The 12528-nt window shown below is 46.4% G+C and carries 10 protein-coding genes; 7 read left to right on the forward strand and 3 right to left on the reverse strand.

Translation table 11 applies throughout. The features are described 5' to 3' along the window. The first annotated feature begins 627 nt into the window (after nucleotides 1–627). Genes glpA through glpC form a run of 3 tightly spaced genes read left to right on the forward strand, consistent with a single transcriptional unit; the run spans nucleotide 628 to nucleotide 4843 of the window. Nucleotides 628–2298 (forward strand): anaerobic glycerol-3-phosphate dehydrogenase subunit A, encoded by a 1671-nt coding sequence (gene glpA / locus R7P72_RS23185; protein WP_213986546.1) that lies wholly within the window; start codon nucleotides 628–630, stop codon nucleotides 2296–2298. Beyond that, entirely contained in the window at nucleotides 2295–3620 is a 1326-nt protein-coding gene (glpB, locus tag R7P72_RS23190; RefSeq protein ID WP_014257458.1) for a glycerol-3-phosphate dehydrogenase subunit GlpB, read from the forward strand. Before glpA ends, glpB begins: the two co-directional genes overlap by 4 nt. Further along, complete coding sequence (gene glpC / locus R7P72_RS23195) at nucleotides 3617–4843, forward strand: anaerobic glycerol-3-phosphate dehydrogenase subunit GlpC (RefSeq protein WP_004726856.1); 1227 nt, start codon at nucleotides 3617–3619, stop codon at nucleotides 4841–4843. Before glpB ends, glpC begins: the two co-directional genes overlap by 4 nt. A 146-nt stretch (nucleotides 4844–4989) precedes the next feature. On the opposite strand, the gene R7P72_RS23200 is transcribed toward glpC, so the two are convergent. Then, nucleotides 4990–5463 carry a DUF4832 domain-containing protein gene (locus R7P72_RS23200; protein WP_025594143.1) on the reverse strand — a complete coding sequence of 158 codons (474 nt, stop codon included), beginning with the start codon at nucleotides 5461–5463 and terminating at the stop codon, nucleotides 4990–4992. Here R7P72_RS23200 and R7P72_RS23205 point away from each other — a divergent pair. The 3 genes from R7P72_RS23205 (at nucleotide 5440) to R7P72_RS23215 (ending at nucleotide 7803) form a co-directional block, all read left to right on the forward strand. After that, nucleotides 5440–5853, forward strand: coding sequence for a LysE/ArgO family amino acid transporter (locus R7P72_RS23205; protein ID WP_025589760.1), 414 nt, complete (start codon nucleotides 5440–5442; stop codon nucleotides 5851–5853). The genes R7P72_RS23200 and R7P72_RS23205 overlap by 24 nt on opposite strands. A gap of 307 nt (nucleotides 5854–6160) precedes the next feature. Next, nucleotides 6161–6826 (forward strand): hypothetical protein, encoded by a 666-nt coding sequence (locus R7P72_RS23210; RefSeq protein WP_258500616.1) that lies wholly within the window; start codon nucleotides 6161–6163, stop codon nucleotides 6824–6826. A 713-nt stretch (nucleotides 6827–7539) separates the two neighbouring features. Continuing rightward, a complete protein-coding gene (locus tag R7P72_RS23215; protein WP_250155004.1) occupies nucleotides 7540–7803 on the forward strand; it encodes a cupin domain-containing protein in 264 nt (87 codons plus the stop codon). 80 nt (nucleotides 7804–7883) lie between these two features. Here R7P72_RS23215 and R7P72_RS23220 read toward each other — a convergent pair whose 3' ends face one another. After that, on the reverse strand, nucleotides 7884–8588 hold the full coding sequence (locus tag R7P72_RS23220; protein ID WP_213986544.1) for a nickel transporter: 705 nt from the start codon (nucleotides 8586–8588) through the stop codon (nucleotides 7884–7886). A 260-nt stretch (nucleotides 8589–8848) separates the two neighbouring features. Then, complete coding sequence (locus R7P72_RS23225) at nucleotides 8849–10942, reverse strand: TonB-dependent receptor (RefSeq protein ID WP_140301922.1); 2094 nt, start codon at nucleotides 10940–10942, stop codon at nucleotides 8849–8851. A gap of 186 nt (nucleotides 10943–11128) precedes the next feature. Here R7P72_RS23225 and fes point away from each other — a divergent pair, with 186 nt between their 5' ends. Next, nucleotides 11129–12448, forward strand: a complete 1320-nt coding sequence (fes, locus tag R7P72_RS23230; RefSeq protein ID WP_053306971.1) for an enterochelin esterase — start codon at nucleotides 11129–11131, stop codon at nucleotides 12446–12448. Nucleotides 12449–12528 lie beyond the last annotated feature (80 nt).

The following is a 12528-nucleotide window of genomic DNA, read 5'->3' on the forward strand; positions in this document are numbered from 1 at the left end:
AAACTCAGTATGTTGTTTAAGAACTGAACAACATGGGGCTACCATGTCTTCTCATCGAATTAAGCAACAAAGCCTGTTGTTTTGTTCGAGTCATAAGTAAGAGTCCTGTTTATAGTTATGTACACAAACTTTGTGTGGGCAAATCTGACACAGAAGAGCACTCTCGAAAATCGAACAAGGAAATTTATGAGCGTTCGAGCACAAGTTTGTTAATGTCAAACTCGTTTTTTGTTAATTGGCGCATCATTTTGATCATTTCATCAGTAGGGTTAGTTTTTATCGCGCCATTTTCTAATCAAGAAAACCCTAATAAACTGAGCAATTGCTTATTAAACAAGGCATCATACGTTTTCATTTACCAACAACGTTCTTGACTCCGCTTGCACATCAGACCAGCTCGTTAGCGAATTTATTCCTGTTTTCATCGATTTACATGTAACAAATATGTGCCTAACCCTGTTAAATACCAGCAACATTGTTGGTTAATTTCTCCACACCCACACGAAACAATCACCAAAACTATCAATTTAACGCTCGTTCGCGCTTTTGTGAGCAATATATCGAACGTAAATGATAAAAAAAAACATACTAGTTGTAAGTTTATTAAAGTTGCATAAGGTAAAGGTCATGACGGCTTATCAACGAATGGAAACCGACGTTGTCATCATTGGCGGCGGCGCGACCGGCACAGGCATCATGCGAGACTGCGCATTGCGAGGCATCGCGTGCATTCTGTTAGAGAAAGATGACATCGCCTCCGGCACCACGGGTCGTAACCACGGCTTGCTGCACTCTGGTGCGCGCTATGCCGTCACTGATGCAGAATCGGCCAAAGAATGCATTCAAGAAAACCAAACGCTCAAACGCATCGCTCGCCATTGTGTGGAAGCGACTGACGGCCTATTCATTACCCTGCCTGAAGACGAACTCAGCTTTCAAGACACCTTTATTCAGGCTTGCGGCAATGCCGGTATCGAAGCGACCCGTTTAACGCCAAAAGAAGCACTCGCGCTCGAACCGAACGTGAACCCGGCGCTGATCGGTGCGGTGAAAGTGCCCGACGGCACGCTGGATCCGTTCCGTTTATGTGCCTCGAACGTCCTTGATGCCAAAGAGCACGGCGCGCGCATGTTCAACCGCACCATCGTCACCAGTTTGATTCGCCAAGGCGATACCATACTCGGTGTACGCTGTTTGCAATTGGGCACCAACCAACAGTTTGAAATCTTTGCCAAAGAAGTGATCAACGCCGCGGGCATTTGGGGACAAAATATCTGCGAATATGCCGACCTCAACATCAAGATGTTCCCTGCCAAAGGCTCGCTGTTGATCCTCGATTACCGCATCAATAACTTGGTGATCAACCGTTGCCGTAAACCTTCCGATGCCGACATTCTGGTGCCCGGCGACACCATTTCACTTATCGGCACCACGTCCGAACACATTGATTACGACCAGATCGACAACTTGCACGTCACCGAACGTGACGTGGATGTGCTGTTGGCAGAAGGCGCGAAACTTGCGCCGATCATGGCCAATACGCGCGTACTGCGTGCCTACGCGGGGGTACGTCCTTTGGTTTCGGTAGATGACGATGGCAGTGGCCGGAATATCAGCCGCGGCATCGTTTTGCTCGATCACCAAGAGCGCGACGGCCTCAAAGGCCTCACCACCATTACCGGCGGCAAACTGATGACCTACCGCTTAATGGCGGAATGGGCGACCGACTTAGTGGCGAAGAAACTGGGCAACACTCAGGCGTGCGAAACCCACACGCGCCCACTGCCGGGGTCAAACGAAACGCCAAAAGCCATCAAGAAAACCGCCAGCATCGCCAAACCGGTGTATGAATCCGCCATTTATCGCCATGGTGAACGCGCCACGCAATTCTTGTCTGACGATGCCAAGAGCCAAGCGATTATTTGTGAATGTGAAATGGTCACTGCGGGCGAAATTGAATACGCGATTAAACAGCTCGACGTCAACAACTTGGTCGATCTGCGCCGCCGCACTCGCTTAGGCATGGGCCCTTGTCAGGGCGAACTGTGCATCTACCGTGCGGCCAGCCTGTTTTCCGAATATGGTCAGGTCGATGGCTGTCAATCGAGTGAATTGTTGGTCGATTTTCTAGAAGAGCGCTGGAAAGGCATCAAACCCATTTTCTGGGGTGATGCGCTGCGCGAAGCGGAATTCAGCTATTGGATTTACGAAGGATTACTCGGTGCCAGCGACCTGCCCCAGCCCGCTCAATCAGAACACCCTCAAGCAGAACAACAAAAACAGGAGGCGGAATTATGATGCATTATGATGTGGCCGTGATCGGCGGGGGCATTGCGGGTTATACCGCTGCAATTCGCAGCCTGCAAGCTGGCAAAAAAACCGTGCTCATCAATCAGGGTCAAAGCGCGTTACATTTCTCTTCCGGCTCCATTGATGTGCTGGCGAAATTACCAGATGGCAGCGCGGTCACCCACCCGTTTGATGCCCTCGACGCATTACAGCAACAAGCGCCGTCCCATCCGTACAACACGGTGGGTCGTAGCACGCTGCAAAAAGGGCTGGAATGGTTTCGTCAAACGCTCGCCACCGCGAACGTGCCGCTATCGCATCAAGATGATTTGGCCAATCACGGGCGCATCACGCCGCTTGGCACACTCAAAGCGACTTGGCTATCGCAGCCATTTGTTTACCAACACCGCCAAGAAGTTTCGTTTGAGCGTATTGTGGTGGTTTCGATCGATGGCTATCGCGATTTTCAGCCACAAATGCTGAAAGATAACCTTCACCAGCATCCCGATTTTCAAGGTGTGCCGATTCACACGGTCACCCTGTCGATTCCGGGGTTTGACGGATACCGCCGCAACCCAAATGAGCTGCGCTCAATCGACATTGCACGTTTGCTAAAACACGATGCCGCGTGGACCGCGCTATGCGATGGTTTGATGCGTGCAGCCAATCGCAACGACTTGGTGATCATGCCCGCGATCATGGGCAACGGCGATGGCCTAACGCTGCTAACGAAGCTACGCGACACCACGCAACTGCAATTTCACGAAGTGCCGACCATGCCACCATCGCTGCTGGGTATTCGCATTGAAGAGGCGCTCAGTCGCACCTTCCTGCTGCTGGGTGGCATTCACCTCAAAGGCGACAAAGTGGTCAACGGCACGTTTGACGGCGAGCGTCTGGTTAGCCTGCAAACGCAAAACCTGCGCGACATGGCCATCAGCGCCGACAACTACATCATGGCAACCGGCAGCTATTTCAGCCAAGGGTTGCATGCCGAGCAACACGCCATCCAAGAACCGATCTTTGGCTTGCAAGTGACGCATAAACCAGCACGCGTTGATTGGCGCAATCCGGCCTTCTTTGCCGACCGTTCACACCCTTTTATGGCATTCGGTGTCGAAACCAACGCGCAATTGAACCCACAGCGCAGCGGCGTCACCATTAAAAACTTGTACTGCTGCGGCTCCATGTTGTCGGGATACGATCCCGTGTTTGAAGGGTGCGGTGGCGGCGTCGCGATTGGCACCGCCTACCACGCCATCATGCAATGCCTAGAACCTCAATTGTCAGCGTCTCACCCTAACCCATTCGATCAGGAGGTGCTCGCATGAACGCGCCATTTTCAAAAGCTGCTCCTCTGAATACCAGCTTTGACCAATGTATTAAATGCACCGTCTGCACGGTGTACTGCCCCGTGGCAAAAGCCAACCCAGATTACCCAGGCCCGAAACAGTGCGGGCCGGATGGCGAGCGCCTGCGCATTAAAAACCCGGAATATTACGACGAAGCGCTTAAATACTGCACCAACTGCAAACGCTGCGAAACCGCGTGTCCTTCTGGGGTGAAAATCGGCGACATCATCGCCGTCGCGCGGGGTAAACATGGCAAGAAACCGCTCAATCCGAAACTGATGCGTGACTACGTGCTGAGCCACACCGACCTGTTCGGCTCACTGGCCACGCCATTTGCACCAGTGGTGAACTTCGCCACATCGATGCCATTGGTGAAAAAAATCATGCACAAAACCATCGGCGTGCATGACCACAAAGCGTTGCCGAAATACTCGCACGGCACGTTCCGTCGCTGGTTTAAACAAAATTGCACCAGCCAGCCGCTGTATCAGCGCCAAGTCACCTACTTTCATGGCTGCTACGTCAACTACAACCACCCACAATTGGGCAAAGATCTGGTGAAGGTGTTGAATGCGATGAATATTGGCGTGCGCTTGCTGAACAACGAGAAATGCTGCGGCGTGCCTTTGATTGCCAACGGTTTTCATGACAAAGCGCGTAAAAACGCATTGCTGAACGTGAAGAACATGGAAACTGCGGTCAATGAATATCACACCAAAGTGATTTCAACCTCCTCAACTTGCTCGTTCACGCTGCAACAGGAATACCCGCATGTGCTCGGCGTCGACAACAGCCAAGTGTCCAACGACATTGAATACGTCACGCGCTTCCTGCTGAAAGAGTTTATGAATGGCAATGCGCCGAAAATGAAACCGGTCAACCTCAAAGTGGTTTATCACACGCCTTGTCACTTGGAACGCAGTGGCAACGTGATGTTTACCATTGAGTTACTGCGCATGATTCCGGGCCTAGAACTGATTGTCCTCGATAGCGAATGCTGCGGTTTGGCGGGCACCTATGGCTTTAAAGAAGAGAACTATGACGTGTCGATGAAAATCGGCTCGCACCTGTTTGACTCGATCAAAGCCTCCGATGCAGATTTTGCGATCACCGACTGCGAAACCTGTAAATGGCAAATCGAAGAGAACACCGCGCTGGAAACCATTCACCCGGTCAGCTTGCTGGCGCAAGCACTGGCTTAGTCTTCCAACCCCAAAAAGGCGTCTTCAAAGAAAGTCGTTTCAACGCTCAACGTACAAAAAAGCGGGCATTGCCCGCTTTTCTTCTGTCACTTTCGCTTTTCGTTTGCTGCTGTCTATCGCACCACAGCATGGCGAAGGCTGTCGACCTAACGAATGGTCACGTCAGATAAGCGATACCAGCCCGACGCCTGCAACCCTTCATTGGCCAGATTCACTTCTGCCTCAGCATGGCGATCGACCAAAGCCAACTCAAGGTAGTAATGGCCGGTGGGGATCGTTTCAGGCAAAGTGAAACTGCTGGAGGTCGCGTGTTCACCCGGCAGCCAACGCATGACATCTGCGGTTGAGACGTTGAAAAACGCGGTTTCTTCGTCCTCATTCACCAATCGATACGCCAGATAATGGTGCTGATACGGTGGCGCGTTCCCTTCGTTCACAAGCAAGGCCTGAACCGTCATGGTCGCGCCCGGCGTCAATTCAGCAGGGTGCACCAGTGTGTCTACACGCAGACGATAGCCAATTTGAGCCAACGCATCGTCCAACAAATCACGATACTGAGTCGGCACCACGTGCGATTTCAGGTTCAATGTCGAAGCGTGCTGCGCAATCGCCCAATCCAAGCTTTCTGGTATGGCTACCAATCTGCAAAATCAGCTTGGAAAGGTTCAAGTCACCTAGAGTTGGAAAATTCGGACATTGCCCAGAGTTGGTTAAAAGTCGTTTTAATGGCGATGGCTATCACTTTTTTAAATCCACATGTATATCTGGATACGGTGGTGATACTCGGGGGCGTGACTGCTCAAATGGAACCTGATGAAAAACTATTGTTTGTTATAGGGGCACTGATCGCATCAGGGGGCTGGTTTTATGGATTAGTGTATTTGGCTAACAAGTTGATCCCACTTTTTAGTAAGCCAAGAACATGGCGAATTTTAGATTCTGCGATTTCATGCATCATGTGTGGTATTGCATTGAAGCTGGCAGCACCTTTGTTAAGCCAATACATATAGAGCGTCGCGATGAAGCTGCATTTCTATTAACTAAATTGCTCCTGTTAGATTGGACACTGAGTTTCCATACCAGAAGTTATTCGTCCTTTGCTAATTTAAGTAAATACTCTAAACCATTTCTGTCCAAGATCGTTTCACTCGGCACTTTGTTTTTTGTAGTGTCTGAAACAAATTTGCACCCATCAAGTGTGTTTGAAATCTAATGCGAGCATGGCAATAAATTGAATAAGCCTTGACGATATTGCATTATATTTCGTTATGGCAGTTAATCCAGATAACCAGTTGTCTTTAAAGGTATTTATAAATTATGTTCGAGTTTATTGGTATTGTCGTTGTAATCTACTTTATATGGAAAATAGGCAAAAAAATCATAGTACAAAAAACAAATGCCTTAACCATTGAAAGAGCAACAAAAGCGGCAAAGTCTTGGGGAGTGAGTGAAGAAAAATTTGTGGAGATCACCACCCAACCCCAGTTTTATAATTGCATTAAATTTGCTGAATGGCTTCAAACTCAACCAATATTCAAACACATGCTTTGGGGTGATGTATTGGGATATGCCACTGCTGCCCGAGAAATTACAAAGAATTACCCACTAGCAGAGGATGAGCCTGGTGCTAGCAAAGTGGTAATATTAGCTTGGAACTTACTTCGCTACCATGTTCTAAAAGATACGCGCTATGCCTTTAATATATGGCGTTTGCGAAATGGTCACTTACCTTTTGCTCAGTATACGGACTATACGACTATTGATGATGAATGGTTGAACATAGCACTAGAGTTGAATGATGGAAGAGCCTACTGGGCTGAATCATTTGGAATACACTATCGATTGGCTCACGGTCGACCACTAGACGAAGATACAAAGGAAAAAGAGCAGCAACTACTAGAAATAGCGGCTTCTTTGGGTCACGAAGAGGCAATAGAACACCTACATTACTGTAAAGTGACAGGCTATTTTGACAATGATTAACATTCATGAAAGGAACCATATTGAGCCGATTAGACATAGTAGAAAACCGATATAGCTCAGAAAAGGCATTTTGTGATGACTTGGATATATGCGGTTGTATAGCGAATAACCAGAGTGGACTTCTAAGAGGTAATATTAAAGCGCACTTCGCTAAAATATGCTCCGATAAAGGTTGTAGCAACTGCCCACATGGATCGCTCCTCGATGCGATAAAATCATTGCATGACGATACTAATGATAATTGATACCAGCAAAGCTGTATTAGTTAATCAGGTTACATTCGACGTACCGATAAAATGTTAGATACTATAGGTTTTCCCATACCTGATTTAATCCGTATTTTCTAAATTAAGTAGAAACTCTAACGAACTTCTGTCCAGAGACGTGCCAGAACTATCACTGCTGGCACACTTATGCCCCATTATAAGACAGAGTAAATACTCATTCATATCCTGTTAATTGGGTTTTGCCTTACTAAAAGTAATCCATTCTTCTAATGCTATTCGTTGTTAATCCTCGTGTTGTATTACGGGGGCTCTTAAGTTGTCAACATCGTACACAGAACCACCATGTTGTATTTATTCAACATGGTGCATTTAGAAAGAACGTCTTCCCCCCAACGGTATCCTTAAACCTTGCTCGAGGAGCTTTGCCACCCATCGTCCGTTTAAGGTTCGCAGGTATAAATTGACTTGAATCGGGAGTTTGCCAACTTGCTTCACCGTTTTTTCTGGCGTCCAATTGATGGTTGGTACGTTATCTTCGGTTTCGCCGAAGGTGAAGAAATGAGCGAACATACTGCAGCAGTGTCAGCGATTGCACAAATACTCGAAGGAGAATGTACGTTCACGTTAGAAGAAGAGGCGAAGGAACTAAAAGCTGGCGCTTGGTTGTTGATGGACGCGCATTTGCCTCACAGCATTATCGCGAAAACGCCATTGAAGCTGATGCTGTACCTGTTGCGCGAGCCTAAGTAACACGCAGTATTGAAATACAAATCAATGTAAATTCAGCCCCAACCAAGTGTTGGGGCTTTTGCGTTTATTGCTGGCGGTACTTATCTGACGAAGTTCTGCAATCCTGCCACGCTGGCAAAGTTATAGAGAATAAAGCCCGATGCCACCATGGTGACTGCTAACACGAGGTTAAGCGTATTGCTCAAGTTGGCATTGGGTTTGGCGCTGTGATTTTTCATTTGGCGTTGAATCGTTAAAGCGTTGAACACCAATATCGAGTTGGTCATTGCCGTTCCTAAAGCCATCACGAATGTCGCGACCATGCCCCACATTAAGCTGCCTAGCATGTTAGAGAGAAACAGAACTAACACCGCCCCAGTACAAGGGCGGAAGCCGATGAGTAGCAGTGCTTTCCATGAAATATTGTCATTAGAACCTGCGGAATCATCATCTTCTTGAGATCGTGTTTGCTTGATGCGGCGCTTGGCCACCGACGCAAACTCTTTCAGCGCCAATAAAACAATAAACACCGCACAACCTTGCGTCAGCAGACGAACATTATCGGAAAGGCTGAAAGCAAACTGCTCTGCAATCTTGGCAGTAATCACGAAAAGAATGCACGCGATCGCGGCTTGTAGGGCGGCAATAATCGCCATTAACACAAGTGCTTGTCGGCGACGGTAGCCATGAATCAAGCTCATTGACGTCACTGCCGTTTTACCGTGTCCAGGGGCAACCGAATGCAGTAAACCATACAGAAAGCTGAAGCCCAACAAGTACAACAGTTGCCCTTGGCTGATGAGCATCAGGTATTCACTGATATACCGTAGTTAATCATTTTAGCTTTGTGAAGAAAAAAATGGATTCCTTTGGAATCCATTGAGTTGACTAATTGCGATTCTTTATTTTGTCTTTGGTAGGGAGTAATACTATTCTCTATACATGCCGTACACACAAGTCACGATGTACTTAATAAACGTTACAAAAAAAAGCAGATTTATCTGCCTTAATAGACAATACATCCTTAAGTTACTATATAACAATAACATCGGAGCACTTTGTGTTGTTAGAATTGGTAATCAGCCACAAGACCGAATGTACGAGGTCCGCCCATTTCGATAAGATCATTCTTATGGCGAAGAACGTAATCTTCATCTGTTGCATTCTTAATGTAGGCCCGAATGGTGAGATCATTCATGGCATAACCTGCATTGAGATTCAATATGGTGTAGTCGCCTGCTGACGTACTTCGGGTGTTGGCGAGATCTGTAAAGTAATCCGTTACGTGATTAACACGAGCACCAAAGAAAATGCCCGAATCTAGCTGTTGGGTGAAGCCAAGACCAGCCGACACTTCAGGTGCATAACTGAACTCATTCCCATTTAAGTTTTCAACAGTACCGCTTGGTCCTTCGGTGATTTCTGTTTTTAACAAGCCTACAAATGCGAATACGTCCAGACCTGAGTCAAACCAGTAATTGGTTTCAACTTCAGTACCGTATGTTTTTCCTTTAGGGATGTTTGCTATGTAATTGTCGAAACGATTTCCACTGTCACCATACACGACCGTTTGATAGTTTTCATAGTCGTTGTAGAAGACATTTGCAGTCAAACCAAGTCTATTTTCAAGGAAAGTTGAACGGGAACTTAGCTCATAAGTCCAGACTTCTTCCTGCTCAAACACAAAGACCTGTTGTTGGTACTCGTTGTATCCAAGTCCGCCAGCGTTGTATCCTTTACGAGCAGTAAGTCCAAGCATTGAATTGTCTGATACATTTAAAGTTACACCGACTTTTGGTAGCAAAATACCGTTACTTTCATCAGCATTGAAATCGAGTGGGAACCTTGCGTGGTCAAAATCACGCTTCAGCTCATCTTTTTCGTAACGAGCGCCAAGTAGCAAGCCCCAACGGTTATTGAGCTGGACTTTTGAATCGAAGTAAATTGAGTTGGTCAGAACTTTATCTTTACGCTTCATCGAGTCTGTTTGCGTATCCTGATCTTTGTAAAAACTGCTTACCCCGACAATGGCATTGTATTTGTCATCTAACGAGTTATAAGATAGCTTCGCTTCTGCGGTGTAGTTTTTTTCATCAACATCACCCCACCAGTCCGTACGAGGATAAGCTTTGAATTTCGTATTATAGTCTCGGCGCGCAAGCAATACATCAAGGGTTAATTCATCATTGATTAAGTAATTTATGTCAAAATTTGCATTCCAGCTTTCGGTTGTTTGACGTCGAGTACCGTTTTCATCAATGTATTCAAACTTACCTTTTTCAGAAACCAGATTTGTATATTGACCTTCTTCATTACGGCTAGCCAATGTTAGTTTTAGCGTAAGCTTATCGTTAGACATCGGTTTGAATAACAGCTTACCTCTCACATTATAGGATTCAACTTCAGAAGGGTCCCATGGATATTGGTCATTATCGGGCAGCGAGTAATCAATTGGTGTATTACCCTTTGTGCCCTCGGCGGCTAATCGAAATGCGAGCTTTTCAGACACGATTGGGGCAGAAACAACACCAGCTAAGTGATATTTGTCATCTTCGTTTTCGTAGCCACCACGAACTTTACTTTCAAAGTGGAACGTTGGATCTTTGGTTTTGATGACCACCGCGCCGCCAATACTATTTCGGCCTTGGTTGGTTGATTGAGGGCCTTTATAAATCTCTACTTGTTCTGTATCCCACAATCCGGCTTTACCAAAGGCTTCACCAGTCCATGACTCTGACACGCCATCAACGGTTGTATTCACCCTTGGTGTCGCTCCTGTCATGAAGGAAAGGAAGCCTTCACCAGGCCCACGACCATCGACACCTCGAATATGTGGAATACCAGAAGGGGCATTCAGTACATTCGGGACGCGATCGAGTAGATCGTAGTATGTTTGATCTTCGCCATTGTCTGCTTCATCAGTAAAAACGGTGACTGAGCTTGTGTTCTCAGCAAGTGTACCACCGAGTTTTTCACCAAGTACCACAATGGTTTCTAGGGTTGTTAGGGTTTCTTGGCCTTTCTTAGTATTGCTGTTGTTCACTTGCTCTGCTGAAAGAGTGGTGCTGGCTCCAAGGCAAATTACACCAATGAGCATGGCAAGTTTAGTCTTGCCAGTATTAGTGATGGTGATGCCACTGTTTAAATCCATGGGCTTCATGACCTGAGTATTCCTTAATAAAAAAAGAAGAAAACATTTGATGTTGTAACAACATTTATGTAAAAAAGTGTTGCAGCAATAATACTAATGATAATTATTATTATTTACAACAATGATGATATAAGTTTGTGCTATCTCATTACTAGAAGATATGCATGAAGTATCGACGTACAAGTTGGATTTGTGATGGATATAAAGGCTTTTCGAATAATAGAAAATAAAAATATCAATAGTGTTTTAAGTGGTTTGCTTGAAGATAATGAAGAAGTAGGAGCCCCATGTTGGTGGAACGAGGTGCAGACAAAAGGAACACCTTTTATCCTTTCCCAAGATAATACAAGCGTTGAGCTGCTATTTCTTTGGCGAAACACGGATGACAGTGTTAAGGAAATATACATTGATATCAATGGTATTACTGATCATCACAGCTTTGATATGGCAAGGCTTACTCATGTCAAAGGAACGGATGTTTGGTTTTATAAGGCAAGGGTAAACAGTACGTGGCGTGGGAGCTACACGTTTATTCCAGTGACACATGAACGCGTCCAACCAGCGTACCACGGAACATACCAAGAGAAACGCACCAAGCATCGGGAGTGGTTGAGAACCATTTTTCCTCTTAGTGTTCGCGATGATTTAAGTAAAAACAATTTGTCAGCCTGCGAATGGGGACGTTCGAAAACGCCGCTATCTATGCCAAAGGCAGTATCGCAAAGTGCTTGGTCAAGGTTCGATACAAAAAATGGCAATGTTCAGGCAGGAGCGGGCATGCAGCTGGCTTGGACTAGCCAGTGTTTAGGTAATGAGCGCTATGTTTGGTTGTATTCGACAGCCAGCGCTGACCAAATGGCTGAACTGCCATTGGTTTTAGTCTTAGATGGTCAATTTTGGTCTCAATCCATGCCTCTGTTCAGTGCGCTGACCGATGCGACGAGCAGCGGTCAGCTTCCACCTGCCTTGTATGTCTTCATTGATGAAATCAATGGAGCGCTGCGTAGTGAAGAATTCAGTTGCAACCCTTTGTTTTGGCAGGCTATCACTCAAGAACTGCTGCCGTTGGTTGGTCATTATTTCCCAATTACTAATGAGGCTAATCGTACGGCTGTTGTTGGGCAAAGCCTTGGTGGTTTGAGTGCGATGTATGCCGGATTGAACCATCCGGACCGTTTTGGTGCGGTTGTTTGTCAGTCGGGTTCATTCTGGTGGCCTGATTTTTCGTTAGTGAAGCCACCTAGTGAATATTCTCCTCTTCAAACAAGCGAACCTTTAACTCAAATGAGTCAATTGGTTCATTCTGGCCTTGGTTCTAACGTAAAGCTAAGTGTTTTTATGGAAGTTGGGTTAGGGGAAGACATCATGGTGGACCTGAGCCAAGACCTGTACCAGCAACTTAAGCAACAAAACCATCGGTTATCGTTTCGCACCTTTGATGGTGGACATGAACGCCTGTGTTGGCGCGGAGGCATCATTGATGGGTTGTCATATGTTTTTAATTTTGAATCCTGATTTGGCTTTGTTGCTTAAATCGATGGAACTAAATCAAGAAGCTACGATCTGATCGGCTACACCCATTAATCGTCGTAGCC

This window comes from Vibrio sp. Vb0888, from assembly GCF_033338835.1.
GTDB classification, from domain to species: domain Bacteria; phylum Pseudomonadota; class Gammaproteobacteria; order Enterobacterales; family Vibrionaceae; genus Vibrio; species Vibrio alginolyticus.

What these genes read in the sequence shown, in the direction of transcription:
- glpC (WP_004726856.1), top strand. Translation starts at nt 3,617, where the DNA reads ATGAACGCGCCATTTTCAAAAGCTGCTCCTCTGAATACCAGCTTTGAC.
- R7P72_RS23220 (WP_213986544.1), bottom strand. Translation starts at nt 8,588, where the DNA reads ATGCTCATCAGCCAAGGGCAACTGTTGTACTTGTTGGGCTTCAGCTTT.
- glpB (WP_014257458.1), top strand. Translation starts at nt 2,295, where the DNA reads ATGATGCATTATGATGTGGCCGTGATCGGCGGGGGCATTGCGGGTTAT.
- R7P72_RS23225 (WP_140301922.1), bottom strand. Translation starts at nt 10,942, where the DNA reads ATGAAGCCCATGGATTTAAACAGTGGCATCACCATCACTAATACTGGC.
- fes (WP_053306971.1), top strand. Translation starts at nt 11,129, where the DNA reads ATGGATATAAAGGCTTTTCGAATAATAGAAAATAAAAATATCAATAGT.
- R7P72_RS23210 (WP_258500616.1), top strand. Translation starts at nt 6,161, where the DNA reads ATGTTCGAGTTTATTGGTATTGTCGTTGTAATCTACTTTATATGGAAA.
- glpA (WP_213986546.1), top strand. Translation starts at nt 628, where the DNA reads ATGACGGCTTATCAACGAATGGAAACCGACGTTGTCATCATTGGCGGC.